We start from the raw sequence: 24,485 nt of genomic DNA on the forward strand, positions 1-24,485 counted from the left end.
CTGCAATTTCCATATTTCATGAAATATGGAAAAAATGATCCCCTCCCAGCTTGCCACCCTTGGCCATCCGCATCGCCTGGCGGTGTGGCGGTTGCTGATGCGGCGGTTCCCCGACGCGGTGCCTGCGGGTGAAATCGCCGAGGCAACGGGGCTGAAGAATTCGACCTTGTCCGTCTACCTGTCCGCCCTGAAGGACAGCGCGCTGATCGACAAGGAGCGGCAGGGCACATCCATACGTTACAGGGCCGCGATAGGGTCGGCCACGACGATGCTGGATTACCTGTTCGCGGATTGCTGCCGCAGCCGACCGGAGCTTTGCATGACCCTGCCCTCGACCTCATCCAGACCGCTGAACGTGCTTTTCATCTGCACTGGAAATTCCGCCCGGTCCCTGTTTGCCGAGGCGCTGCTGCGCGACATGGGCGCGGGGCGGTTCCGCGCGTTTTCCGCCGGAACGCATCCCGCCGACGCGCCGAACCCGCTGACCTTGCAGATGCTGGCGGACAAGGGGCACGCCACCGGCGACCTGCGGTCGAAATCCATCGACGAATTCGCGGCAGAGCGCGCGCCAGTGATGGATTTCGTGTTCACGGTCTGCGATCAGGCCGCAAACGAGGATTGCCCGGCCTGGCCCGGCCAACCGATCAGCGCCCATTGGGGCCAGCCTGACCCGGTGCGGGTGACGGGCACGCAGGCCGAGCGGATGCTGGCGTTTCAGGCGGCCTATGGCGGGCTGCGCAACCGGGTGGCCAGTTTCGTCGCCCTGCCCTTCGACGCGCTGGACCGCGCGTCCCTGCAACGCCGCGTCGACGCCATTGCCCAAAACGAGGAAACCGCATGACCACCTACGCCCTGAACGGACTTGGCCGCATCGGCAAGCTGGCGCTGCGGCCGCTGCTGGAGAGCGGTGCCGACATCGCCTGGATCAACGACGCCACGGGGGACGCCGCGATGCATGCGCACCTGCTGGAGTTCGATACCGTGCATGGCCGCTGGCAGGCGGAATTTGCGGCGGACGCAACCAGCGTCACCATCGACGGCACCCGCCTGCCCTTCATCGGAACCCGCGATCTGGCCGCGCTGCCGCTGGAGGGCGTCGATGTGGTCATCGACTGCACCGGCAAGTTCAAGAGCGAGGCCGCGCTGGCGCCCTATTTCGCCGCAGGGGTGAAAAAGGTCATCGTTTCGGCCCCGGTCAAGGACGGGCCGACGGCGAATATCGTCTATGGTGTGAACAACCACGATTATGACGCGGACCGGCACAACATCGTCACGGCGGCCAGTTGCACGACCAATTGCCTCGCCCCCGTGGTCAAGGTGATCCATGAGGGGCTGGGCATCCGCCACGGGTCGATCACCACGATCCATGACGTGACCAATACGCAGACCATGGTGGACCGGCCCGCCAAGGATCTGCGGCGCGCACGCTCGGCGCTGAATTCGCTGATCCCGACGACGACGGGCAGCGCCACGGCGATCACGCTGATCTACCCGGAACTGACCGGCAAGCTGAACGGCCATGCGGTGCGGGTGCCGCTGCTGAATGCCTCGCTGACCGATTGCGTGTTCGAGGTGGCGCGGGCGACCAGTGTCGAGGAGGTCAACGCGCTGTTGCAGGCCGCCGCCGAGGGGCCGCTGCGTGGTATTCTGGGGTACGAGGTGCGCCCGCTTGTGTCGGCGGATTATGTCAATGACCCGCGCAGTTCGATCGTCGACGCGCCCTCGACGATGGTGGTGAACGGTACGCAGGTGAAGATCTATGCATGGTACGACAATGAATGGGGCTATGCGCACCGTTTGATTGACGTCGCCCGCATGGTTGGCGCCGCGCTGTGAGACCGGCTGGCCTGTCGGCCTATATCGCCGTCACCGCCGCCTACTGGGCCTTCATGCTGAGTGACGGGGCGCTGCGGATGCTGGTGCTGCTGCATTTCCACGGCCTCGGCTTTTCACCGGTGCAGCTGGCCTATCTGTTCCTGCTGTACGAGGTGGCAGGGATCGTCACCAACCTGTCGGCGGGCTGGATCGCGGCGCGGTTCGGGCTGACACGCACGCTTTATGCCGGGCTTGGCCTGCAGGTGCTGGCGCTGGTCGCGCTGGCGGCGCTGGACCCGGCGTGGAGCCTTTGGGGATCGGTCGCCTATGTCATGGCCGTGCAGGGCGCATCGGGCGTGGCCAAGGACCTGGCGAAGATGTCGTCGAAATCGGCGGTCAAGCTGCTGGCGCCTGCGGGTCAGGGCGGGTTGTTCGCCTGGGTCGCGGTGCTGACGGGGTCGAAAAACGCCGTGAAGGGCGCGGGCTTTCTGATGGGCGCGCTGCTGCTGGGGGGCGTGGGGTTTACCGGGTCGGTGCTGGGCATGGCGCTGGTGCTGGCGGTGATCCTGGCCGCCGTGGCGATATGGATGCCGGAGGGCCTGCCGAAGGGGCGCAAGGGCGCGACGTTTTCCGAGGTCTTCTCCAAGGACGTCAATGTCAACTGGCTGAGCTTTGCGCGGGTGTTCCTGTTCGGGGCGCGCGATGTCTGGTTCGTCGTCGGCATCCCGATCTATTTCTATGCCGTGCTGTCGGATGGAACCGAGGCCGGCAATCGCGCGGCGTTTTTTGCCATCGGCAGCTTCATGGCGGTCTGGACCATCCTGTATGGCGTTGTGCAGGCCTGGGCGCCGAGGCTGCTGGGCGCGCGCCGCCGGAGCGAGGGCGACCTGGTCGCCGCCGCCCGCCATTGGGTGGCCGCGCTGGTGGTCGTGCCCGCGCTGCTGGCGGTGCTGGTCTGGGCGGCGGGCGCACCCGCGCCTTGGCTGACGGGCGTGATCATCGTCGGCCTGCTGGTGTTCGGGGCGATCTTTGCCGTCAATTCGTCGCTGCATTCCTATCTGATCCTCGCCTTTACCTCGGGCGAGCGGGTGACAATGGATGTGGGTTTCTACTACATGGCGAATGCTGCGGGGCGGTTGCTGGGCACGCTGCTGTCGGGGCTGAGTTATCAGCTGGGCGGTTTGCCGGCCTGCCTTGGCACCGCTGCCGCGCTGCTGTTGGTGAGCCGCTATGGTGCCGGGCAGCTGGGACAGAGGAGAGCGGACCCACATGAGCCTGTTTGAGAGATACCTGACCCTGTGGGTGGCGCTGGCGATTGCCATCGGCGTCGGCCTCGGCAGCGTGATGCCGGGGCTGTTCGACCTGATCGCGGGCGCCGAGGTGGCGCATGTGAACCTTGTGGTCGCCGTGCTGATCTGGGCCATGGTCTATCCGATGATGATCGGGGTCGATCCGGGTGCGATCAGCGGCGTGATGAAACAGCCCAGGGGCCTGGTGATCACGCTGGTGGTGAACTGGCTGATCAAGCCGTTTTCCATGGCGGCGTTGGCGGTGCTGTTCTTTGACCACATCTATGCGCCGATCGTGTCGGCGGAACTGGCGCCCGAATATATCGCCGGGCTGATCCTGCTGGGGGCTGCGCCCTGCACGGCGATGGTCTTTGTCTGGTCGAACCTGACGAAGGGCGATCCGGCCTATACGCTGGTGCAGGTCACGGTGAACGACCTGATCATGGTGGTGGCCTTTGCGCCGCTGGTGGCGTTCCTGCTGGGGGTGACGGATATCGTGGTGCCCTGGCGCACGCTGATCCTGTCGGTGCTGCTGTTTGTCGCCGCACCGCTGCTGGCCGGGGTGGTGACGCGCCGACGCCTGGGCAGCGCGAAGGAAATCGCGGCGTTCACGGCAAGGATGAAGCCGGTGTCGATTGGCGGGCTGATCGTGACGGTGGCGATCCTGTTCGGGTTGCAGGGCGACGTGATCCTGTATGATCCGCTGATCATCGCGCTGATCGCGGTGCCGATCCTGATCCAGAGTTACGGGATCTTTGCCGTGGCCTATGGCGCGGCCTTCGCGATGAAGGTGCCGCACAGGATCGCCGCACCCTGCGCCCTGATCGGGACGTCGAACTTCTTTGAGCTGGCGGTGGCCGTGGCGATCAGCCTGTTCGGGCTGAATTCGGGCGCGGCGCTGGCCACGGTGGTGGGGGTGCTGGTGGAGGTGCCCGTGATGCTGTCGCTGGTCTGGTTCGCGAACGGGACGCAAGGACGGTTTCCCACGCCGAAGCGGGCGCGGGCGAGCAGACCGAAGGCTGTGCGCAAGGGGTGATTGGCGCTGCGCGCCAGCCTCCGGCGGGGGTATTTACGGCCAGATGACAGGGAAGCCCGCAGCGGGCGGAGCGATTTAGAGCCCCGCCTCTTGCGCGATTTCCTTGCGGGATTTGCGGGCGCGTTCGGTTGCCGACTTGAGCTGGCCGCAGGCGGCCATGATGTCTTCGCCGCGGGGGGTGCGGATGGGGCTGGCGTAGCCGGCCTTGTAGACGACATCCGCGAAGGCCCGGATGCGGTCGGGTTCGCTGCGCTGGTAGGGGGCACCGGGCCATTCGTTGAACGGGATCAGGTTGATCTTGGCCGGGATGCCGCTGATCAGCTTGACCAGGCGGCGGGCATCCGCGTCGGTGTCGTTGACCTCCTTGAGCATCACGTATTCGAAGGTGATGCGTTCGGAGTTGGACAGGCGCGGGTAGTCGCGCAGCGTGTTCAGAAGGGTCTCGATGTTCCAGCGTTTGTTGATCGGCACCAGCTTGTCGCGGACCTCGTCCGTGGTGGCGTGGAAGGAGACCGCGAGGAGACAGCCGATTTCCTCGGCGCATTTCGCGATTTCGGGGACGACACCGGAGGTCGAGAGCGTGATGCGGCGACGCGACAGCGAGATGCCTTCCGGGTCCATCGCGATCTTCATCGCGTCGCGCACGTTGTCGAAGTTGTAGAGCGGTTCGCCCATGCCCATCAGGACGACGTTGGAGAGCAGGCGGGTTTCATCCTTGGGCGCGCCGGGGACCGGCCATTCGCCCAGATCGTCGCGGGCCAGCATGATCTGGCCGACGATTTCGCCCGGCGTGAGGTTGCGCACCAGCTTCTGGGTGCCGGTGTGGCAGAACGAACAGGTCAGGGTGCAGCCCACCTGCGAGGAGATGCAGAGCGTGCCGCGGTCGGTTTCGGGGATATAGACCACTTCGACTTCGTGACCGCCGGCGATGCGCACCAGGTATTTGCGGGTGCCGTCGGAGGAGACCTGTTTCGAGACGATTTCAGGCAGCTCGATGATGAAGTTGTCGGCCAGCAGGGCGCGGTAGTCTTTCGACAGGTTGGTCATCCTGGCGAAATCGCGCACGCCCCAGTGATAGAGCCATTGCCAGACCTGGTTGAGGCGCATCTTGGCCTGCTTTTCCGGCGTGCCGGCCGCGATCAGCGCCTCCAGCAGTGCGGGCCGTGTCAGACCGACCAGGTTGACCGGACCCTCGGGCAGCTTGCGCGGGATCGTCATCACGTCCTGCGTGATCGGGGTCGCGGGCGCCGGGGTGCGGGCCGTCTGGATATCGGGCACCTGGCTGGTGGTCGCGCTGTCTGGGCTGGCGGTCATGATCGGGCTCCTGCTGGAAGTCTGCCCATATAGGGGATTCTTATCCACATGAAAACAGGGCGCGTGACCCTGTCACACCCCCTGCCCTGCATATCCGTTCTGCACCCGGCGCGGAATTCGCCGCCGGTCCCGCAGGGGTTGACGTTACTTGCAGCGGTTCGCCGCATCCTCGACAGCGGCGGTAAAGCCCATCAGCGAGAAGGTATCCTTGGTCTGCGTGCCGCGACCCGAGCGGGCGCTGAGCACGGCGTCGGTGCCGCCTTTCAGCGCCGCCAGGATCTTGGCATCGTCGCCCGGACCCGGCCAGGCCCATTCGCCCTGGGTGTAGAGTTCGAATTTGGTGTCGCCCACGGCCAGGTTCACGGTGGATCCGTCCGCAAAGGGATAGCCGCCGGTAAAGGCCACCTGACCCGACAGATCGGCACCGGGGCGGAAGAAGGCCATCAACTGAATTTCGCTGCGCCGGACCGAGACGACCTTGCCGTCCTTGGAATTGACCGTCTCCTTGGGTTCGGAGACTGCCCAGCATTCCTTGGGATCGGGCTCCTCGAAAACGCTCCAGTCCGTCTTGGCTGCAACCTGATTTTCGCTGACCGTCTGTGCCATGGCACCCGTCGCGGCAAGCGCCATAACCGCGATCCCCGCACCCAACTTCCCAAATGTCATCTGTCCAGCCTCCAAGCCGTCCTTGCCTCTGTCGTGCCCCCGTGACCTGTGCGCCATCTCTCGGGGCTGTCTTGCCAATCTCGACATTGCATTATTAGCGCAAAATCTGCCACATGCGAAAGGCTGATTGGCAAGAAACCGCACACATCAAGGGGAAGTTATCATGACCGGGGCAGAGAAACTGGTTGAGGTCTGGCGCGGGCCGTTCTGCGAGTCCGTTCACTATGGTCATGCGGCCATCGTGGACAGCAGCGGCGCGGTCATCCGGGCCTGGGGCGACCCGGATGCGATGATCCTGCCACGCTCGTCCTGCAAGATGATCCAGGCCCTGCCGCTGATCGAATCCGGCGCTGCGGATGCCGCCGGGCTGAGCGAAAAGCAACTGGCCCTGTCCTGTGCATCGCACAACGGCGCCGCGATCCACACCGACGCGGTGCAAGGCTGGCTGGCCGACATGGGGATGTCGGATGCCGATTTCCGCTGTGGCCCGCAGATGCCCGACGACGTTGAGGCGCACCATGCGCTGATCAAGAGCGATTCGAGCCCGTGCCAGTATCACAACAACTGCTCGGGCAAGCATTCGGGCTTTCTGACGCTGAACCGGCATATCGGCGGCGGATCCGAATATGTCGAACCGGATCACCCGGTACAGAAGGCCGTGCGGGAGGCGTTTGAGAGCGTCACCGGCATGGATAGCCCCGGCTATGGCATCGACGGCTGTTCGGCCCCGAACTTTGCCACCACGCTGACCGGACTGGCCCGCGCGATGGCGTTCTTTGCCAATGCGCACAATGGCAGCACCCTGCGCGAAAAGGCCGCCGCGCGGCTGACCCGCGCCATGGCGGCCTTTCCAGAGATGGTCGCGGGCGAAACCCGCGCCTGCACTGAGCTGATGCGCGCGATGAATGGCCGCGTCGCGATCAAGACCGGGGCCGAGGCGGTGTTCGTGGCGATCATCCCCGAGCTGGGCCTGGGCATCGCGCTGAAGATCATGGACGGCGGGACCCGTGCCAGCGAATGCGCGATCACCGCGCTGCTGGCCAATCTGGGCGTGCTGGATCCGAACCACCCCGCCGCACGCAAGCGCATGAACGTGCCGCTGCTGAACCGGCGCGGCATCGACACCGGCGTGATCCGCCCGGCACCGGGGTTTCCCGCGTAGGACACACCTGAGACGGCAAAAGGGGGGCGCGCGGCCCCCCTTTTTTTCAATCGCTTCGGTCGGGCGGATCAGTTCACCGCATCGAGGCCGTCGGGTTTGCCCACCACGACAAAGCGCAGCTGATCGGGGTGCAGACGCTCGCGCGCGACGCGGTTGATCTCCTCCAGCGTGACGGCGTTGATCTTGTCGTTGCGCGTCGCGGGATAGTCGATGGGCATGTTGTCGTGCTGCATCCCCACCAGGATACTGGCGATGGTGCCGTTGCCATCAAAGCGCAGGGGATAGGCGCCCGTCATGTATTTCTTGGCATTCTCAAGCTCTTCTTCGGTCACACCGTCGGTGGCGATCCGCGTCCACTCATCGCGAATGACGCTGATTGCATCCGCCACGCGGCCGTTGGCCGAGGCAACGGAGCCTTCCCAGACATCGGCGAAATCACGGTCGGCCAGCCAGGAATAGACGCCATAGGTCAGGCCACGCTTTTCGCGCACCTCCTGCATCAGGCGGCTTTCAAAGCCACCGCCCCCCAGGATCGTGTTCAGCAGGTAGGCAGCGAAGAAGTCGGGATCCTCCATGCCAAGCCCGTCCTGCCCCCAGAGCACCTGCGCCTGCGGCGTGTCGTAGGGCACGATGGTCACGCCCGGCGTCAGCGACAGGTCGATGGTGTCGGGCAGCGCGGCGCCGCCCGTCGGCAGATCGCCCAGCAGGGTATCGAGCAGGGTGCCCAACTGTTCCGGGGTGATATCCCCGACGGCGGCAATGCTGACGCGGTCCTTGACCAGCACGTTGTCCTTGGCTGCCAGCAGATCGTCGCGGGTCAGGGCCGCGACGCTTTCCGCCGTACCCTCGATCGCACTGCCATAGGGATGATCGCCGTAGGCCAGCGCATCGAAGGCACTGGAAGCGATGCTGGAGGGATCTTCGGCGTCTTCCCGGATCCCCGAGAGGACCTGATCCTTGACCCGCGCTATGGCGTCTTCGGGCAGGCTGGGTTCAACGATACTGCGGCGCAGCAGGTCGACGGCCTCGTCACGGTTTTCGGTCAGGAAGCGGGCCGAGATCGACATGCTGTCGGAATTGGCGGAATAGCTGTAGCTGGCTGCCAGCCCGTCTTCGGCCTTGGCGAAATCACGGGCGTCCATGTCGCCGGTGCCCTCTTCCAGGAGACCGGACATCAGGTAGGTCGCGCCGCGCTTGCCCGGCGCATCCAGCGCCGCGCCACCGGCAAAGCGCATGTCGAGTGCGGTAAAGGGGATCGAATGCTCCTCGACCAGCCAGGCGGAAATGCCACCGGGGCTGGTGACCTGCTGAATCCGGATTTCGGCGTGGGCCTGAAGCGCGCCGAGGGTCAGCACGAACGGCAGGACAAAGCGCATCATTGGCTCACCTCCTTGTCGGACATCAGATAGCCGGTGACGGCATTGTCGCGGTTCAGCACCTGTTTGGCCGCCGCGATGATGTCATCGGGCTGCACCGCCTGCAAAATATCGGGCCAGGCCTGAATATCCGACACCGTCAGCCCCTGGCTGAGCGCGGCGCCATACATCTGCGCCAGACCTGCCACGTCATCCCGGTCGTAGACCTGGCTGGCGCGCACCTGCATCTTGATCCGCTCCAGCGCCTCGGGGTCGACGCCATCCTCGATGAAGCTGGCCAGCGCATCGTCCATCGCGGTTTCCGCATCCTCGAGCGAGACACCCGGTGCCGGCACGGCATAGACACCAAAGGTCGTGTCATCCAGCGAACTGCCGTTGTAGTAGGCCGAGGTATAGGTGGCGATCTGTTGCCCGAACACCAGCTTGTCGGTCAGATACCCCGACTGTCCACCGCCCAGCAGCTGCGCCAGCATCACCAGCGCGGCGGCGGGTTCCTGATTGTCGTGGTCACGTTCGGGGGCAAGGTAGGTGCGGCTGACGTATTGTTGCGCCACGCGCGGATCCTTGAAGATCACGCGGCGTTCGGCCCGCTGCTCAGGTTCCTGCGGGCGCACGCGCTCGGGCAGGTCGGGGTTGGCGGGGATCACGCCATAATACTTGTCGGCCAGGGTGCGCACGTCGTCCGGGGTGACATCGCCGGCGACAACCAGCGTGGCGTTGTTGGGCGCATAGTACGTCTTGTAGAAATCCTGGGCGTCTTGCAGGTTCAACTGCTCCATCTCGTGCCGCCAGCCGATGATCGGGATGCCGTAGTGATGGTTGAGGTATTGCGCCGCGCGCGTCTGTTCGCCAAACAGCGCCTGCGGATTGCTGTCGGTGCGCATGTTGCGCTCCTCCAGGATCACGTCGCGTTCCGTCTTGATCGCGTCCTCGTCCAGGTTGAGGTGCGTCATGCGGTCGGCTTCCATCTCCATCATCAGGGGCAGGCGATCTGCGGCGACCCGCTGGTGATAGGCCGTGAAATCGTAGTTGGTAAAGGCGTTGTCGGTGCCGCCATTTTCCGCCACGGTCGACGAGAATTTGCCGGGGCCAAAGCTGTCGGTGCCCTTGAACATCAGGTGTTCGAGAAAGTGCGCGATGCCCGAGACACCGGGTTTTTCATCGGCGGACCCGGCGCGGTACCAGACCATCTGCACCACGACAGGCGCACGGTGATCCTCGATCACGACGACCTGCATCCCGTTATCCAGCGTGAAATCGGTGACAAGGTCAGACACCGTCGGCTGGGCGATCGCGGGCGTGGTCAGGGTTGCAAGGGTCAGGGCCCCGATGGCAAACCTTCGAAGCATTGGCTTTCCTCTCGACTGATCGGTCATGCTGCGAACATACGGCGCGGGCCTGCCGCTTCAAGCGCATGACGGTCTTCTCACTGCGTTGTGAGATCGGGTGTAATGGGCGGAGCTGAACGGCAACATACGATACAGGTCCCGCGAACGATACAGGCCCAGCGAACGATACAGGCCCAGCGAACGATACAGGCCCCGCGAACGACACAAGCCCAGCGTCAGGCCGAGACTGCGCCATACATGCCTAACACAGTGTTAACGTCCTGGTTAACGTCATGGCTCCGCGATGTCGCACGGCGATCCCGGTCGCGCCGGACATGACGGCGCACGTCTGAGACCACACACTTGATTGCTGAGCGGCCGGAGGATTGCTGAGCGGCCAGAGAGCTGCGGCGCGCCAAGGACAGCCGCGCGCCCTGACACAGGATCCGGCGACTGCGCGGAAAGATGCCTGCCCCGGGGTCGGAAAGGGGTCAGTTTGCCGGCGGTGCACTCGGCGTGGTCACGCCAGCGCGGCGAAACGCGCGGGCAGCGGCCTGAGCATCCAGCGTCTGATTCTTGTAGGCCATATAGTAGCGATCCACCCCGAACAGCCGCAGGCGCGAAAACCGCGCCTCGCGTTCCCGGAACGCCTGATCCTCGGCCGCGAGTGTCGGACGGATTGCCCCGTCGATACCGGACCGCCCCACGTAGGACACCAGCGCGCCATCCGCCGCCGCGACGGAGGTTCCCGCCAGCGCGGCGGGATTGCCGCCGAGTGCGGCAACGGCATCGGCCTTGGGTGTCTGATCGACCAGATTTGCACCGCCAGGCGTCGGAACCGGCAGCGCCGCGAATGTTTCGGGTGTTTCCAGCTTGCGCGTGGGTGCGACGTTGAACTCTTCCGGCCCGGCGCTGGTGTTGCGCATCGCGCGCAGAGTCGTTCCGTCGCTGCAGCCTGCAAGCACAACGCATACTGTCGTCAGGATCAGACCCCGTGCCACCATTCCGGCAACCCCCTTTGGATACGGCGCCGGACCCTGTGGTCCCGCGCCTCCTTTCAGGCAGGATAGGTCATCCCGCCATGGCTTCGGGGCAGGATTATCGCATCCCGCGACCGAGGTCACGCCTCTTTATCGGCGGGCAGAAAGACCAGCATTGCGGCGCCCAGAAAGATCGCCACATCCGCGATATTGAACGCGTAGGGATTGTTCAGCCCGCAGCAGGTCACATTGACGAAATCCGCGACGGCCCCGTAGAGGAGCCGGTCGACCACGTTGCCGAGGGCGCCACCGATCACCAGACCCGCCGCCACCCGACCGATCCAGCGCGGACTCTCGCGTTGTACCCAGAACAGCACACCGGCACTGATCACCGCCGCCACGCCGATCAGGATCCAGCGCGTCGCGTCGGCCCCCTCGTTGGCGAAGAGGCCGAAGTTGATGCCATAGTTCCAGGCCATGCGGAACCGCAGCAGGCCGGGAATCACCACGACCTCCTGCACGCGGGCCAGGTCGAGCATATGCACGACCAGGTACTTGGTGATCTGATCCAGCAGGAAGACCCAGAAGCTTGCCCAGAAAACTGTGCGCATCATCGGGCCTCAGTGCCGGAAATGGCGCATGCCGGTCAGAACCATCGCCAGCCCCGCTTCGTCCGCCGCATCAATCACTGCCTGATCCCGCATCGAACCGCCGGGTTGGATCACGGCCGTCGCACCCGCCTCGGCTGCCGTCAGCAACCCGTCGGGGAAGGGAAAGAACGCGTCCGACGCGACGACCGACCCGATGGTCAGCGGCTCGGCCAGGCCCATGGCCTCGGCCATGTCGCGGCTTTTCTGCGCCGCGATGCGGCAGCTGTCGACGCGGCTCATCTGGCCTGCCCCGACACCGACGGTCGCGCCGTCCTTGACGTAGACGATGGCATTGGATTTGACGTGCTTGGCGACCTTCCAGGCGAACAGCATGTCGGCCATTTCCTTTTCCGAGGGCTGGCGTTTCGTCACCACCTTCAGATCGTCCATGTCGATATGGCCATTGTCGCGGTCCTGCACCAGGAACCCGCCCGAGACCTGCTTGATCATCAGACCGGCCGCGGTCGGATCGGCCAGGCCAGGCGTCAGCAGCAGGCGCAGGTTCTTTTTCTTTGCCAGCAGCTTTTGCGCGGCCTTGCTGGCGCCGGGCGCGATGATCACCTCGGTAAAGATCTGGCTGATCTCCTCGGCGGTTTCTTCGTCGAGCTCGGCGTTCAGGGCGATGATGCCGCCAAAGGCACTGGTGCGGTCGCAGTCATAGGCGCGCATGTAAGCCTCGCGCAGGGTCTCTCCGCGCGCCACGCCGCAGGGGTTGGCGTGCTTGATGACGGCGCAGGCCGGGCCGTTGGCGGGCAGGAACTCCGACACCAGTTCGAACGCGGCATCGGTGTCGTTGATGTTGTTGTAGGACAATTCCTTGCCCTGCACCTGCGACGCGTTGGCCAGACCGGGGCGGTTGGATCCGTCGGTATAGAACGCCGCCGACTGGTGCGGGTTCTCGCCATAACGCAGCGTCTGGGCCAGCGTGCCGGCAAAGGCACGACGACGCGGCGCGGCCTGTTCCAGCGCGCCGGTCATCCATGCCGACACGGCGGCGTCATAGGCGCCGGTGCGGGCATAGGCGGTCAGCGCCAGTTTCTGGCGAAAGGCGTAGGAGGTCGCGCCGTCATGCGCATCCAGTTCTTCCAGCAGCGGCTGATAATCGTCGGTGTCGACAACAACGTTGACGAACTTGTGGTTCTTGGCGCCGGCGCGGATCATCGCCGGGCCGCCGATGTCGATGTTCTCGATGCAATCGTCATAGTCGCCGCCCTTTGCGACAGTCGCCTCGAACGGATACAGGTTGACGATCAGCAGGTCGATCGGCCCGATGTTGTGGGTGTTCATCGCCTCGACATGCGCGGCATCGTCGCGCAGCGCCAGCAGACCGCCGTGCACCGCAGGGTGCAGCGTCTTGACGCGGCCGTCCATCATCTCGGGAAAACCGGTGACATCGGCCACGTCGCGCACCTCAAGACCCGCCTCGCGCAGCATCTTCGCACTGCCCCCGGTCGAGAGCAGTTCGATCCCGCGCCCGGTCAGGGCCTTGGCCAGGTCGATCAGCCCGGACTTGTCGGAAACGGAAATCAGCGCGCGGCGCACGGGGTGAAGTGCGAGAGTGTCGGTCATCGGTACATCAAATCCAGCAGCTTGGTCAGGTCAGGTGGTTCAGCGCCGGATCCTCGCCTTCCCGGTTCAGGTCCCGCACGCTGACGGGAGTATCCTGCGCCTTGGCGAAAGACCAGCGAATGCGGGTCGCATACTCCAAAGCGCGGCCAGAGAGAACAATCTGTTTGCTCGCGCGGGGCCTGATCCGGTTCTTTTCCAGAAAAACCGATGGCTCCAGCGTCAGATCGTACGCCCCGTCATGGCGAAACACCCAGACCTCGCCACTTTTCAGCGCCAGCGAGACCGCGGCGCCACCCATGTCCAGATGCGCCTCGACCTCGGGGTGCAGGTGGAACCGCAGGTCAAAGGGCACACCCTGGAGGCCACGCGCATCCATCACCCTGTCGAAGCGTTTCCTGTCCGCATCCTCAAGGCACAACAGCATGTCCTGCCCCGTCAGATCGCGCCCGTCGAACCCCAGTTCGAGCCGGCGGGCGTGGGTCAGGCCGGTGGCGCGCAGATAGCCGTCGTGACCGCCCTCGAACTGCACGCCCTCCGGCGTATGGCTCATTTCCATCGGCACGTTCCGGGGGCCGTCCTCCAACTCTGGCGCGCGCCGACCAGACGCGACCCGCGCCGAGGAGTTGCCATCCAGCACCAGCGTCGAATGGCTGGGGGTGGCCCGCCCGGCGCTGCGCCAGTCCTGGCCAAAGCTTTCGCCGGAACCGCAGTTGACCACCAACGCCCGCCGCCCCGACGTCAGCTCGAACGCGAGTGTCGAGGCATGGGCGTTCAGGCTGGCGCGGCCCCTGGGTGGGGGGCTGGCATCGACGATCACGCTGGTGCGGCCGGCCGACAGGCGCGCGTAGCCCATCGACAGCCCATCGGGCTGCGCATAGCTGACACCGCTGTCGGCCAATGCCTGATCCAGCCGTCCCTCGGGCCCGCGCCCGCCACCATGAAACCGTGCCAGGCTTCCATCGGCATGGCGCAACGTGCGCAGCGTCGGCGCAATTCGCTGAATCGCCGCCAGATGCGCAGGTCCCACCCGCCGCTCCGCCTCCTCAAGCGCGGCAGCGGCCCAGCTGAGCAATGTGAACACCTCGAGCAATTCTTCGGGATTGCGCGTCGGCAAGCCGCCTTGTGCGTCGATCTGGTCGACCGCCTCGCGCTCCAGCGCCTTTTGCGCCGCCGCGACGTGCTCTTCCATGCCGCGCAGGGCAAGGCCGGCGTAGATCAGGCCGGTCAGCGCCTCGACGCGGGGCAGACCGGGGCGCGCCGCCTGCCAGCGCCGCGACAGAAAGATCGTCTGCTGCCCGAGACTGAGGAAAAAGGCCTGCGACGCCGCTGGGGGCTGGTTGCGCAACAGGAACAGGGCGTGGTTGATCCAGCGGATCAGGCGGCGCCCCGCCAGGTCGGGCACCCAGCCGGGGCCACGGCCACGCCCGAAACGGGCGATCCAGCCCCAGGTCCAGTCCTGCGCGCGCGCCCGCGCCGCAGGGTCAGGCACCGCCGCCAGATCATCCAGCCAGGCAAAACCGTGCACGTCTTCGACGAAACTGTAATCGGGGGCCGCGACATCCCAGATCGAGGTATCCTCGGCCTCGACCAGATATCCGGCGAACAGGAAGTTTCCCGCCATCAACTGTCGCCCCCGCGCGACACTGCCCACGGTGCGCGGTTCGGGCTGAGAGGTGAACGCGGTGGCAGGCCGGGCGCGCACGGCACGCCAAGCGTAAAAGCGGTTCAGAAACCGCGCGCTGCGGGTCGCATGGGCCTCGGATGATACCATCTGCCTGCCTCTGTCGCTGATCGACCGACACTCTTTCGGCGTCTTGCTGCAGTCTAGCCTGCGGGCCTGTCCCTGTCATGCGACAATCGGATCACGTCCGCCATCCGGTGGCGCGGCCATCAGTCCTTGCGCATTACCGCCATGTAGAAACCGTCCATTCCGCCCTGCTCTGCCCAGAGATCGGGCGTCAGGCGCAGGCCGCCCTCTTCGGTGATCCAGGCCGGGTCTATGCCGGGTCGTTCCAGCGCCGCGCGATCCACGCTCAGACCGGGGTGACGCTGCAACGCCTCCTCGATATGGCATTCGCCCTCGTCCGGGATAAGCGAGCAGGTGCAGAAGACCAGCCGCCCACCGGGGGCCAGCAGACCAAGGGCATGATCCAGCATCGCCTCTTGCAGGCCGATCAGTTCGCCAATCTCGGCCCCGTCGCGGGCCAGCGGCAGATCCGGGTGGCGGCGAATCGTGCCGGTGGCCGAACAGGGCGCATCCAGCAGGACGGCGTCGTATTGCCCGTCGACCTGCAACGCATCACCTGCCAGCACGTCGGCCGCAAGGCCGGTGCGCGCCAGGTTCTGCTCCAGCCTCTTCAGACGATGCGCCGAAATATCCAGCGCGGTGACCGTTGCCCCCGTCGCCGCCAGTTGCAGCGTCTTGCCCCCCGGTGCGGCGCAGAGATCAATCACCCGCTCGCCCGGCTTGGCCGCCAGCAACATGGCAGGCAGGGCAGCGGCAGCGTCCTGCACCCACCACGCGCCCTCGTCATAGCCCGGCAGCGCCGAAACCTGCACACCGGCCTCAAGGCGAATCGACCCGGTCGGCAGCAGCGCGCCGTTCACCTTCTCGGCCCACTCCGCAGCCGTGGCGGGATCGCGCGGTGTCAGGTCCAGCGCGGCACCGGCAGCATGGGCCGCCTCGAAGGCCAGCAGGCGTTCGCTGCCATATGCCTCGACCAGCGGGTCACGCAGCCAGTCCGGCAGGCGCGGATTGCGCAGCTTGTTCCACTGCACCTCTCCGGCATCCGCGATCTTGCGCAGAACGGCGTTCACCAGCCCCTTGAGGTGACCCAACTGGGGCAGATTGTTGGTCATCTGCACCAGGTCGTTGACCACGCCATGCGCGGCCCCCCCGGTGCCCAGTTCATAGGTGCCAAGGCGCAGGATGTTCAGAACCGGCAGAGGCGGCTGTTTTTGCAGAGGTTTGGCCAGCATCCTGTCACAGCGCTCCAGCCAGCGCAGCGTTTCGGTGGCCAACCGCAGGGCACGGGCGCGTTCAGGCGGATCCAGACGGCCCAGCCAGGGGGCTTCGCGCAGGTCCGACAGCAGGCGCGGCTCGTCCCCCAGCACGTCGTTCAGCATCCGCACGGCGGCTTCGCGCGCCGAGGGGATACGCTGCGGCGTCTCGCGCCGGGGTGCGGCGGAATTTTGGCGCGGACCGCGCGGATTGCCCTTGCGCGGCGGGGTCGAGCGATGAGAGGGCATGGCAGCCTCCTTGCGACGGATCAGGGCGCGCGTATAACATGGCTTCAGCCGAAAGGAACATCCATGTCACAGGACCAGACACCGCAGGTCGATATCGCAGAGCCGAAACCGGAGCTGCCCCCCGCCGCCCAGCGCGCCTTGGCCGAAGCTGCCGAACGCCGCGCCGTGATGGAAGCTGAGGCGAAGTCCCGCGCCAAGGAATACGGGGGCCGCGATGGCCCCGAACCCGTTCGCTATGGCGACTGGGAGAGCAAGGGCCTCGCCATCGATTTCTGAAAACGACGCCTGAGATCGGGTCACAGCGCGGCAGTACGCCTGCGCCACGCGCCACGCCCCTTGCGGCCCTATTCGCCGGCGGGTCTGTCCTCGACAACGCCGACGATCGGACCCATCTGGCGCCCCCAGTCGTTGCGCCCCAAATCGGGGGCGTACAGGCGCGAGATATTGCCATCCAGGAACAGCGCCTGCGGCAACTTCAGCCCGTCGCGGAAATAGCTGGCGAATTCGTGGAAACTGACGGCATTGCGCGAAATGACGAAAACCGCCCGCTTGCCATCGGCGCTGGTGCCTACCCCGTTGCGGATATAGCGCGACGTACCGTCGGGCAGGAACCTGGGGTGCAATTCACCGTCGATCACCAGCATCGGGCCGGATTGCGTGGCATAAAGGCACTGTGGGTGTTCTTTCTCGAATCGCAGCGTTTCCAAGACGCGGGCCCGGTGGGCCGTCAGGCACAGCACGCCGTTTGGCAGCAGGCCGAAATTGCCCGGTCCGGCGTTGGGGACGACGCGCATCAACTCCTCGCCATCCTCGACGTAGTGACCGACCGGCGCGCGATCCTCGTGATACATCCCCGCGTTCATAGCAAAGGCCAACTGCTTGCCCTCGCCCGCCAGGCGCGCATTCACGGCGGCGAAATCGCCGTAGGGCCTGCCACCGGGATCATACAGGAACAGGCGCAACTCGTCCCGTTCGGGCGCGACGGAGCAGAGGGTATAGCGATTTCCGGCATAGGTCTGGTTGCTGCATTCCAGCGCCCGCGCGGCGGGGGGCGTCAGCAGCGCCATGACGCCTGCGAGGGCGAAGAGCAGAACGCGAAGCAGCACGGGCGCTACTCGTCCTCCTCCGCATCCTCGTCCGAGGCGGCGACATCGCGTCGCACGGTTTCATCCGAAAACAGGCGGCGCGATTCGTCCAGCCGGTCAAAGGTATCGTCGGGACGGAACCGCAGATCCGGCGTGAACTTCAGGTTCAGCTTCTTGCCGATGGCGCGGCGCAGCTCGCCCTTGTTCTTGGCCAGCAGGGCAATCGCCTCGTCAACGTTCGACCCGCCCAGCGGCATGACATAGGCCGTCGCGATCTTGAGGTCGTTGCTGATGCGCACCTCGCCCACCGTGATCGACATGCGGTTCAGGTCCGGTTCGTGGATGTCGCCACGTTGCAGGACCTCAGATATCGCACGCCGCACGGTTTCGCCGATGCGAAGCTGGCGCTGTGAGGGGCCGGAGCCATCCTGGAAACTGTTCTTGCTCATGGCCTGCATCTAGAGCCTTGCGCAGCGTTTGCCAAGTCAACTCATATTGCACGGCCCTCCCGGCGGCGCGAATGGCTTTACCGCCCGCACGCGCGCAGGGTAGGAAGGCCGCAATCACGCAGTGACAGCGAAAGAGGCAGGACATGAGCGGCCAAGACAACAGCACCACACCCGGCATCGTGATCACCGGCGCTTCGGGGCGCATGGGGCAGATGCTGATCCGCACCGTCCTGGCCAGCGACCGTGTGCACCTTGCCGGCGCAGTCGATCGCAGCGGCCACGACTGGATCGGCCGTGACGTGGGCGAGGCATTGGGCGGCAGCGCCGTCGGCGTCATCGTCACCGACGACGCGCTCGAGGCGTTTGCGAAAGCGCAGGCGGTGATCGACTTTACCGCCCCGGCTGCCACCGTGGAATTTGCCGGCCTGGCGGCCCAGGCCCGCGCGGTGCACGTCATCGGCACCACCGGCCTCAACGATGAAGATATCGACGCCATTTCCCGCGCTGCCCGCCACGCGGTGATCGTACGCGCCGGCAACATGAGCCTCGGCGTCAACCTGCTGACCCAGCTGACGAAAAAGGTCGCGGCCGCGCTGGATGCCGATTTCGATATCGAGGTGATCGAATACCATCACAACCGCAAGGTCGACGCCCCGTCCGGTACCGCACTGATGCTGGGCGAAGCTGCGGCCGAGGGCCGCGGCGTGGTGCTGGAAGAGGTTGCCGACCGGGGCCGTGACGGCATAACCGGCGCGCGCGAGGCCGGGCATATCGGCTTTTCGGCGATCCGTGCAGGGGCCATCATCGGGGAGCACGATGTGATGTTCGCGTCGCAGAGCGAACGCATCATCCTGCGCCACGTGGCCGAGGATCGCAGCGTCTTTGCCAATGGCGCGCTGCGGGCCGCGATCTGGGGCCAGGACAAGGCACCCGGGGCCTATGACATGCTCGACGTGCTGGGCCTGAACGACTGACCCGGCGCGCGTCGGCGGGGATGTTGCCTTTACGTCACCGTCGAGAGCAGATAGGCTGCGAGCGAGAGTTACACATGTATCCCAGCACCTTGGTCGCTCATGAAAATCGGTGTGTTGCATCGAAAATCCCCGCCCGACGACGCTACACTGAATCGGCACAAAATGGCCTGACGCCAGAAATTGTGCCAAACAGATTGAACCAATGACAGACTTCCCGCGTATGAAGGGGATGAGAGTTCCCCATTTCAAATTTTCCGCTGTCCTTGCCGTCGGACTTGCGCTGGTCCTCGGCACCGGAGTCGCCCCCGGTGTGGCACGCGCGCAGGAGTTCGAGCGGATCAAGTCCCAGTCGGAGTTCCTCGCCCTGGTCGGCAGGTCCGACCTCAGGAATCTCGGCGTCACGCTTCAGGTGCGCCAGAACGGCTCGATCCGCGGCAGCGCCTTCGGTCGACGCGTCACCGGCAGCTGGACATGGAAGGACGGGTATTTCTGCCGCGCCATGTCCTGGGGGTCGACGGTCTTTCCGATGAACTGCCAGACTGTCGGCCTGATGGCCAATACCCTGCGTTTCACCGCCGACAAAGGAAAGGGCGAGACCGCCGACCTGCGCCTTCGCTAGGTCGGGGCCAGCGATGCCCGCCACATCGGCCTCACCGGGCGGGCGTCAACAATAGGCGGCGGCTCTCTTTCCCTGACGGAGCCATTTCCCTAACGGAGCCATGGCGACCGGCATTCCCGCCGGTGCCCCCACCTGCGCCGCTGCGGCGAAATCGGACTCGCCGGGCCGCGTGGCGCCCGAAGGTCGATGCCAGAGATCTTGACGTGGTCAGAAATCTTGACGTGGCGGGCGCCGCCCTTTACCTGACCGGCCTTCGACAGCATTCGCAGTTAGGTACAAGGACGGGCGGCATGGCACGCAAACGCAAGGGTCGCGATATTTCCGGCTGGCTGGTGATCGACAAACCGGCGGGGATCACTTCCAACGCCGTCGTCAACAAGGTCCGCTGGGCGTTCAACGCCAACAAGGCGGGCCATGCGGGCACCCTCGATCCCGATGCCACCGGCGTTCTGGCCGTGGCCCTGGGCGAGGCGACAAAGACCGTGCCCTATATAACCGACGCGCTGAAGGCCTATGTCTTTACCGTGCGCCTCGGACAGGCCACCAATACAGACGATGCCGAGGGCGAGGTGATCGCGACCAGCGACCAGCGCCCCACCGACGCAGAGATCGAGGCCGCGCTGGCCCCCTTCGTCGGGGACATCATGCAGGTGCCGCCGCAGTTTTCCGCCGTCAAGATCGACGGCCAGCGCGCCTACAAGCTGGCGCGCGAGGGCGAAGAGATGGATATCGCCGCCCGGCCCCTGTTTGTCGACAGCCTCGTGTTGCTGGAACGTCCCGACGCCGACCACGTCACCCTGGAAATGGTCTGCGGCAAGGGCGGGTATGTCCGTGCCATCGCCCGCGACCTGGGTGCGGCGCTCGGCTGTTACGGGCATGTACGAGAGCTGCGCCGCACCTGGTCCGGCCCGTTCGATGTCGACGACAGCGTGTCCTTTGAACATATCGAGGCGAACGCCCGCACACCCGAGCTGGACGCACATCTGCTGCCGCTTCAGCTGGGTCTGGCGGATCTGCCCGAGCTGCGGGCAACGGCCGAGGGCGCGGCAAAGCTGCGGCACGGCAACCCCGGCATGGTGATCGCGGCGAATGTCGAATTCGGGGACGAATGCTGGGCCAGCTTCGAGGGCACGCCCGTCGCCGTCGGCACCTATCGCGCGGGCGAACTGCACCCCAGCCGCGTCTTCAACCTGCCGCAGGCGTGAGCACCGGGGATCTTGTCGAACGGCGCGCGCAGCGTGGCGACGCGTTCAGCAGTGCGCTCTATTCGCCCTGCGCCCGCTACCGCTATGCCCTGAGTCGCGAATGGGTGGATGGGCCACGTATCCTCTACGTCATGCTCAACCCCTCGAAGGCGACCGAGGCGCAGAACGACCCCACGGTCGAGCGCTGCGAACGGCGGGCACGGGCGTTGGGATTTGGCGGGTTCCGGGTCTGCAACCTGTTCGGCTGGCGCGAAACCTCGCCCGCGCTGCTCAAGCGGGCTGAACAGCCTGTCGGCCCTGACAATGACAGCGTGCTGCGCCAGAGCGCGGCGTGGCTGGGCACGACCGGCGTGATCCTGTGCGGCTGGGGGGTGCATGGCGCGCACCTGGAACGGGGCGCCGAGGTGGCCGACCTGCTGCGCCGCACCGGGCGCCCCCTGCGCCACCTCGGGGTGACGAAGGACGGGCACCCACGGCATCCGCTCTACGTGGCCTATGCCCAGGCGCTGCTGCCCTGGCAGTGATGCCTCCGGCGGGGATATTTCGAACAGGGAAACGGATCGGGGCGTGCCCGGGAGGGGCCGTCGGGAAAAAAAGCTTCCTATCGGGGGGAGAATCCCTTATTTGCGCGCAATCGCCTGGTCTGCCGGAGTTTGCCGGTGGCCGGACGATGCCTCCATGGACCCTGCTGGACGACATCCCGGCTTGTGCCCCAACCCTTAATCAAGGAGATCCCGATGTCGATCACCGTCGAAGAAAAAGCCCGCCTGATGAAGGAATACGCAACCAAGGAAGGCGACACCGGTTCGCCCGAAGTCCAGGTTGCCATCCTGTCGTCGCGCATTGCCACGCTGACCGAGCACTTCAAGACCCACAAGAAGGACAACCACGGTCGCCGTGGCCTTCTGAAAATGGTCGCACAGCGTCGCAAGCTGCTGGATTACCTGAAAGGCAAGGAAGAGGCGCGTTACACGAACCTCATCCAACGCCTCGGTCTGCGCCGCTAAGCGGACAGGATACAGCGCCCCCGCCGGGGCCCTGTTGCCGACACGACGCCCGCCTCGCAGGAGGCGGGCGTTTTCGTATGCGGCGCCTGCCCCGCGATCGGGGGCCTGCACCGATTTCCGAAGCCGGGAAATGGGGTGTGACGGGGGCGGCGTCCCGCCGCCCCGCGCCCCTGCGCGGCGGTCTCTCCGGCGGTCCCGGGGCCGTCAGGCGAACAACCGTGGGATGAGCGGCGCGCGCCGGCCCAAATGCCCCGGATTGCCCTGCGCGCCATAGGACGCAAGGCGCTGAGTGGTCCGGCCTGCAAGAATTCCGGTTCCCAAAAGGCCAAATCCCGTGTATGCGCGCACAATCTGAGACGTGGTGCGAAGACCCCCGCACCGTGAAGCGAAGGATGATGGGGTCGGCGGCAATGGGGCCGCCATGCAAAACGGAAGACCCGGGAGGGCCCGGGAGTGCTTCCAGTTAGGATACGCTGATGTTCAACGTTACGACGAAATCGATTCAGTGGGGCGAAGAGACGCTGACACTGGAAACGGGCAAGGTTGCCCGTCAGGCGGATGGCTCGGTCATCGCCACCCTGGGCGAAACTTCGGTCATGGCCAACGTGACTTTCGCCAAGAAACAGAAAGAGGGCCAGGATTTCTTCCCCCTCACTGTGCACTACCAAGAGAAATATTATGCGGCCGGTAAAGTGCCGGGCGGCTTCTTCAAGCGTGAAGCACGCCCCACCGAGAAAGAGACGCTGACTGCGCGTCTGATCGACCGTCCGATCCGCCCGCTGTTCGTCCCCGGCTTCAAGAACGAAGTTCTGGTGATGTGCACCGTCCTCAGCCACGATCTGGAAAATGACCCCGATGTCGTTGCCATGATCGCCGCCTCGGCTGCGCTGACGATCTCCGGCGCCCCGTTCATGGGCCCGATCGCCGGCTGCCGCGTTGGTTTTTCCAACGGCGAATACAAGCTGAACCCGAGCGTCGACGACATGCAGGGCCTGCGGGGCAACCCCGAGCAGCGCCTCGACCTGGTTGTCGCCGGCACCAAGGACGCCGTCATGATGGTCGAGTCCGAGGCCTACGAGCTGAGCGAAGACGAGATGCTCGGCGCCGTCAACTTCGCGCACGAACAGATCCAGCCGGTGATCGACATGATCATCGACCTGGCCGAAGATTGCGCGAAAGAGCCCTTCGACTTTACCCCCCCGGATTACTCGGCGCTGTATGACGCCGTGAAAGCCGCCGGCGAAGACAAGATGCGCGCCGCCTATGCGATCACCGACAAGCAGGAACGCACGGCTGCCGTCGCGGCCGCCAAGGAAGAGATCAAGGCGACGCTGAACGAAGAGCAGCTGGCCGACGCCAACCTCGGCCCGGCGCTGAAAAAGCTGGAATCGGGCGTTCTGCGTGGTGATGTCGTGAAAAACGGCCGCCGCATCGATGGCCGCGCCACCGATCAGGTCCGCGACATCGTTGCCGAAACCGGTATCCTGCCGCGCACGCACGGTTCGGCCCTGTTCACCCGTGGCGAAACCCAGGGTCTGGTCGTGACCACGCTGGGCACCGGCGATGACGAACAGTTCATCGACGCGCTGCACGGCAACTTCAAATCCAACTTCATGCTGCACTACAACTTCCCGCCGTACTCGGTTGGCGAAGTTGGCCGCGTGGGCTCGCCCGGTCGTCGTGAAATCGGCCACGGCAAACTGGCATGGCGCGCGCTTCAGGCCGTCCTGCCCGCCGGCACCGATTTCCCCTACACGATCCGCATCGTGTCCGAGATCACCGAATCCAACGGCTCCTCCTCGATGGCGTCGGTCTGCGGCGGTTCGCTGTCGATGATGGATGCAGGTGTGCCCCTGAAAGCGCCGGTTGCCGGTGTGGCCATGGGCCTGGTCATGGAAGACAACGGCGAATACGCCATCCTGACCGACATCCTGGGCGACGAAGATCACCTTGGCGACATGGACTTCAAGGTGGCCGGTACCGAAGCTGGCATCACCTCGTTGCAGATGGACATCAAGGTGCAGGGCATCACCCCCGCGATCATGCAGAAAGCCCTGGCGCAAGCCAAGGCGGGCCGTCTGCATATCCTTGGCGAGATGAACAAGGCGCTGTCCGGCGTGGGTGAATTCTCGGTCCACGCGCCGCGCATCGAAACCATGCAGATCCCCACCGACAAGATCCGTGAAGTCATCGGGTCGGGCGGCAAGGTCATCCGTGAAATCGTTGAAACGTCGGGCGCCAAGGTCGACATCAACGACGACGGCGTGATCAAGATCGCCTCGGCCAACGGTGAAGCCATCCAGAAGGCCTATGACATGATCTATTCGATCGTGGCAGAGCCGGAAGAAGGCAAGATCTACAAGGGCAAGGTCGTCAAGATCGTCGACTTCGGTGTCTTCGTGAACTTCTTCGGCAAGCGTGACGGCCTCGTGCACGTCAGCCAGATCGAGAACCGCCGCCTGAACCACCCCTCCGATGTCCTGAAAGAGGGCCAGGATGTCTGGGTCAAGCTGGTCGGCTTCGATGATCGCGGCAAGGTACGCCTGTCGATGAAGATGGTCGATCAGACCACCGGCGAAGAAACCGCGGAAGAAGCGACCGAGTAATCGGCAACACTTCTCTTGAGATCGTGTAAGGGGCCGCAAGGCCCCTTACTTATTGTAAAAGCCCGTATTAAAAGCGTAACGACGATTTAACTAATCTATCTTGGGG

At 65.1% G+C, this 24,485-nt stretch carries 23 protein-coding genes; 12 read left to right on the forward strand and 11 right to left on the reverse strand.

The annotated features are described in order from the left end of the window. The first annotated feature begins 25 nt into the window (after window positions 1-25). The 4 genes from DL237_RS12325 to arsB are packed head-to-tail and all read left to right on the forward strand — an operon-like array spanning window position 26 to window position 4,140. Window positions 26-841 carry an arsenate reductase/protein-tyrosine-phosphatase family protein gene (locus DL237_RS12325; RefSeq protein ID WP_119399371.1) on the forward strand — a complete coding sequence of 272 codons (816 nt, stop codon included), beginning with the start codon at window positions 26-28 and terminating at the stop codon, window positions 839-841. Then, window positions 838-1,836 (forward strand): ArsJ-associated glyceraldehyde-3-phosphate dehydrogenase, encoded by a 999-nt coding sequence (locus DL237_RS12330; RefSeq protein ID WP_119399372.1) that lies wholly within the window; start codon window positions 838-840, stop codon window positions 1,834-1,836. Before DL237_RS12325 ends, DL237_RS12330 begins: the two co-directional genes overlap by 4 nt. Beyond that, window positions 1,833-3,098, forward strand: coding sequence for an organoarsenical effux MFS transporter ArsJ (arsJ, locus tag DL237_RS12335; protein WP_119399373.1), 1,266 nt, complete (start codon window positions 1,833-1,835; stop codon window positions 3,096-3,098). Before DL237_RS12330 ends, arsJ begins: the two co-directional genes overlap by 4 nt. Continuing rightward, a complete protein-coding gene (arsB, locus tag DL237_RS12340; protein WP_119399374.1) occupies window positions 3,085-4,140 on the forward strand; it encodes an ACR3 family arsenite efflux transporter in 1,056 nt (351 codons plus the stop codon). The genes arsJ and arsB overlap by 14 nt, the downstream gene beginning before the upstream one ends. A 75-nt stretch (window positions 4,141-4,215) precedes the next feature. Here arsB and rlmN read toward each other — a convergent pair whose 3' ends face one another. Beyond that, window positions 4,216-5,358 carry a 23S rRNA (adenine(2503)-C(2))-methyltransferase RlmN gene (rlmN, locus tag DL237_RS12345; protein WP_199672077.1) on the reverse strand — a complete coding sequence of 381 codons (1,143 nt, stop codon included), beginning with the start codon at window positions 5,356-5,358 and terminating at the stop codon, window positions 4,216-4,218. Window positions 5,359-5,598: 240 nt separating this feature from the next. After that, a complete protein-coding gene (locus DL237_RS12350) occupies window positions 5,599-6,120 on the reverse strand; it encodes an invasion associated locus B family protein (RefSeq protein ID WP_119399376.1) in 522 nt (173 codons plus the stop codon). Window positions 6,121-6,283: 163 nt separating this feature from the next. Between DL237_RS12350 and DL237_RS12355 the strand changes: the two genes are divergently transcribed. Continuing rightward, the gene (locus DL237_RS12355) at window positions 6,284-7,282 is read left to right on the forward strand and encodes an asparaginase (RefSeq protein WP_119399377.1); all 999 of its coding nucleotides are present in this window, start codon (window positions 6,284-6,286) and stop codon (window positions 7,280-7,282) included. Window positions 7,283-7,350: 68 nt separating this feature from the next. Here DL237_RS12355 and DL237_RS12360 read toward each other — a convergent pair whose 3' ends face one another. The 7 genes from DL237_RS12360 to DL237_RS12390 all read right to left on the reverse strand — a co-directional run bounded on the left by DL237_RS12360 (window position 7,351) and on the right by DL237_RS12390 (window position 16,434). Then, a complete protein-coding gene (locus DL237_RS12360) occupies window positions 7,351-8,661 on the reverse strand; it encodes a M16 family metallopeptidase (RefSeq protein WP_119399378.1) in 1,311 nt (436 codons plus the stop codon). Continuing rightward, on the reverse strand, window positions 8,658-10,007 hold the full coding sequence (locus DL237_RS12365; protein WP_119399379.1) for a M16 family metallopeptidase: 1,350 nt from the start codon (window positions 10,005-10,007) through the stop codon (window positions 8,658-8,660). The genes DL237_RS12360 and DL237_RS12365 overlap by 4 nt, the downstream gene beginning before the upstream one ends. 470 nt (window positions 10,008-10,477) lie before the next feature. Then, window positions 10,478-10,912 (reverse strand): DUF3035 domain-containing protein, encoded by a 435-nt coding sequence (locus DL237_RS12370; protein WP_233544981.1) that lies wholly within the window; start codon window positions 10,910-10,912, stop codon window positions 10,478-10,480. Window positions 10,913-11,106: 194 nt separating this feature from the next. After that, complete coding sequence (gene lspA, locus DL237_RS12375; protein ID WP_119399500.1) at window positions 11,107-11,577, reverse strand: signal peptidase II; 471 nt, start codon at window positions 11,575-11,577, stop codon at window positions 11,107-11,109. 9 nt (window positions 11,578-11,586) lie between these two features. Then, on the reverse strand, window positions 11,587-13,185 hold the full coding sequence (gene purH, locus DL237_RS12380; RefSeq protein WP_119399381.1) for a bifunctional phosphoribosylaminoimidazolecarboxamide formyltransferase/IMP cyclohydrolase: 1,599 nt from the start codon (window positions 13,183-13,185) through the stop codon (window positions 11,587-11,589). Between the two features lie 25 nt (window positions 13,186-13,210). Next, window positions 13,211-14,956 carry a heparinase II/III family protein gene (locus tag DL237_RS12385; protein WP_119399382.1) on the reverse strand — a complete coding sequence of 582 codons (1,746 nt, stop codon included), beginning with the start codon at window positions 14,954-14,956 and terminating at the stop codon, window positions 13,211-13,213. 119 nt (window positions 14,957-15,075) lie between these two features. Continuing rightward, a complete protein-coding gene (locus DL237_RS12390; RefSeq protein ID WP_119399383.1) occupies window positions 15,076-16,434 on the reverse strand; it encodes an RsmB/NOP family class I SAM-dependent RNA methyltransferase in 1,359 nt (452 codons plus the stop codon). A 63-nt stretch (window positions 16,435-16,497) separates the two neighbouring features. Between DL237_RS12390 and DL237_RS12395 the strand changes: the two genes are divergently transcribed. Next, window positions 16,498-16,710 (forward strand): DUF1674 domain-containing protein, encoded by a 213-nt coding sequence (locus tag DL237_RS12395; RefSeq protein ID WP_119399384.1) that lies wholly within the window; start codon window positions 16,498-16,500, stop codon window positions 16,708-16,710. Between the two features lie 68 nt (window positions 16,711-16,778). On the opposite strand, the gene DL237_RS12400 is transcribed toward DL237_RS12395, so the two are convergent. Then, window positions 16,779-17,537, reverse strand: a complete 759-nt coding sequence (locus tag DL237_RS12400) for a phosphodiester glycosidase family protein (protein WP_407691909.1) — start codon at window positions 17,535-17,537, stop codon at window positions 16,779-16,781. 8 nt (window positions 17,538-17,545) lie between these two features. Then, window positions 17,546-17,968: a 30S ribosome-binding factor RbfA gene (gene rbfA, locus DL237_RS12405; RefSeq protein WP_119399502.1), complete on the reverse strand. Its 423-nt coding sequence runs from the start codon at window positions 17,966-17,968 to the stop codon at window positions 17,546-17,548. 143 nt (window positions 17,969-18,111) lie between these two features. On the opposite strand from rbfA, the gene dapB reads away from it, so the two are divergent. The 6 genes from dapB to pnp all read left to right on the forward strand — a co-directional run bounded on the left by dapB (window position 18,112) and on the right by pnp (window position 24,379). Further along, entirely contained in the window at window positions 18,112-18,942 is an 831-nt protein-coding gene (dapB, locus tag DL237_RS12410; protein ID WP_119399385.1) for a 4-hydroxy-tetrahydrodipicolinate reductase, read from the forward strand. A 202-nt stretch (window positions 18,943-19,144) separates the two neighbouring features. Further along, window positions 19,145-19,561 (forward strand): dihydrodipicolinate reductase, encoded by a 417-nt coding sequence (locus DL237_RS12415; RefSeq protein WP_119399386.1) that lies wholly within the window; start codon window positions 19,145-19,147, stop codon window positions 19,559-19,561. A 290-nt stretch (window positions 19,562-19,851) separates the two neighbouring features. Then, window positions 19,852-20,766 (forward strand): tRNA pseudouridine(55) synthase TruB, encoded by a 915-nt coding sequence (gene truB, locus DL237_RS12420; protein WP_119399387.1) that lies wholly within the window; start codon window positions 19,852-19,854, stop codon window positions 20,764-20,766. After that, the gene (locus tag DL237_RS12425; RefSeq protein WP_233544982.1) at window positions 20,763-21,290 is read left to right on the forward strand and encodes a DUF1643 domain-containing protein; all 528 of its coding nucleotides are present in this window, start codon (window positions 20,763-20,765) and stop codon (window positions 21,288-21,290) included. The genes truB and DL237_RS12425 overlap by 4 nt, the downstream gene beginning before the upstream one ends. Window positions 21,291-21,503: 213 nt before the next feature. Next, the gene (rpsO, locus tag DL237_RS12430; RefSeq protein WP_119399389.1) at window positions 21,504-21,773 is read left to right on the forward strand and encodes a 30S ribosomal protein S15; all 270 of its coding nucleotides are present in this window, start codon (window positions 21,504-21,506) and stop codon (window positions 21,771-21,773) included. Window positions 21,774-22,249: 476 nt separating this feature from the next. Then, entirely contained in the window at window positions 22,250-24,379 is a 2,130-nt protein-coding gene (gene pnp / locus DL237_RS12435; protein ID WP_119399390.1) for a polyribonucleotide nucleotidyltransferase, read from the forward strand. Window positions 24,380-24,485: the final 106 nt, after the last annotated feature.

Source organism: Pseudooceanicola sediminis, assembly GCF_003575965.1.
GTDB lineage: Bacteria > Pseudomonadota > Alphaproteobacteria > Rhodobacterales > Rhodobacteraceae > Pseudooceanicola > Pseudooceanicola sediminis.

Excerpts from the sequence above, each read along its gene's own strand:
- purH (WP_119399381.1), bottom strand. The coding sequence starts at position 13,185 with ATGACCGACACTCTCGCACTTCACCCCGTGCGCCGCGCGCTGATTTCC.
- DL237_RS12385 (WP_119399382.1), bottom strand. The coding sequence starts at position 14,956 with ATGGTATCATCCGAGGCCCATGCGACCCGCAGCGCGCGGTTTCTGAAC.
- rbfA (WP_119399502.1), bottom strand. The coding sequence starts at position 17,968 with ATGAGCAAGAACAGTTTCCAGGATGGCTCCGGCCCCTCACAGCGCCAG.
- DL237_RS12390 (WP_119399383.1), bottom strand. The coding sequence starts at position 16,434 with ATGCCCTCTCATCGCTCGACCCCGCCGCGCAAGGGCAATCCGCGCGGT.
- DL237_RS12350 (WP_119399376.1), bottom strand. The coding sequence starts at position 6,120 with ATGACATTTGGGAAGTTGGGTGCGGGGATCGCGGTTATGGCGCTTGCC.
- rpsO (WP_119399389.1), top strand. The coding sequence starts at position 21,504 with ATGTCGATCACCGTCGAAGAAAAAGCCCGCCTGATGAAGGAATACGCA.
- DL237_RS12325 (WP_119399371.1), top strand. The coding sequence starts at position 26 with ATGGAAAAAATGATCCCCTCCCAGCTTGCCACCCTTGGCCATCCGCAT.
- DL237_RS12415 (WP_119399386.1), top strand. The coding sequence starts at position 19,145 with ATGACAGACTTCCCGCGTATGAAGGGGATGAGAGTTCCCCATTTCAAA.
- rlmN (WP_199672077.1), bottom strand. The coding sequence starts at position 5,358 with ATGACGATCCCGCGCAAGCTGCCCGAGGGTCCGGTCAACCTGGTCGGT.
- DL237_RS12360 (WP_119399378.1), bottom strand. The coding sequence starts at position 8,661 with ATGATGCGCTTTGTCCTGCCGTTCGTGCTGACCCTCGGCGCGCTTCAG.
- truB (WP_119399387.1), top strand. The coding sequence starts at position 19,852 with ATGGCACGCAAACGCAAGGGTCGCGATATTTCCGGCTGGCTGGTGATC.
- DL237_RS12395 (WP_119399384.1), top strand. The coding sequence starts at position 16,498 with ATGTCACAGGACCAGACACCGCAGGTCGATATCGCAGAGCCGAAACCG.
- lspA (WP_119399500.1), bottom strand. The coding sequence starts at position 11,577 with ATGCGCACAGTTTTCTGGGCAAGCTTCTGGGTCTTCCTGCTGGATCAG.
- DL237_RS12365 (WP_119399379.1), bottom strand. The coding sequence starts at position 10,007 with ATGCTTCGAAGGTTTGCCATCGGGGCCCTGACCCTTGCAACCCTGACC.
- DL237_RS12330 (WP_119399372.1), top strand. The coding sequence starts at position 838 with ATGACCACCTACGCCCTGAACGGACTTGGCCGCATCGGCAAGCTGGCG.
- dapB (WP_119399385.1), top strand. The coding sequence starts at position 18,112 with ATGAGCGGCCAAGACAACAGCACCACACCCGGCATCGTGATCACCGGC.
- DL237_RS12355 (WP_119399377.1), top strand. The coding sequence starts at position 6,284 with ATGACCGGGGCAGAGAAACTGGTTGAGGTCTGGCGCGGGCCGTTCTGC.
- arsB (WP_119399374.1), top strand. The coding sequence starts at position 3,085 with ATGAGCCTGTTTGAGAGATACCTGACCCTGTGGGTGGCGCTGGCGATT.
- DL237_RS12370 (WP_233544981.1), bottom strand. The coding sequence starts at position 10,912 with ATGCGCAACACCAGCGCCGGGCCGGAAGAGTTCAACGTCGCACCCACG.
- pnp (WP_119399390.1), top strand. The coding sequence starts at position 22,250 with ATGTTCAACGTTACGACGAAATCGATTCAGTGGGGCGAAGAGACGCTG.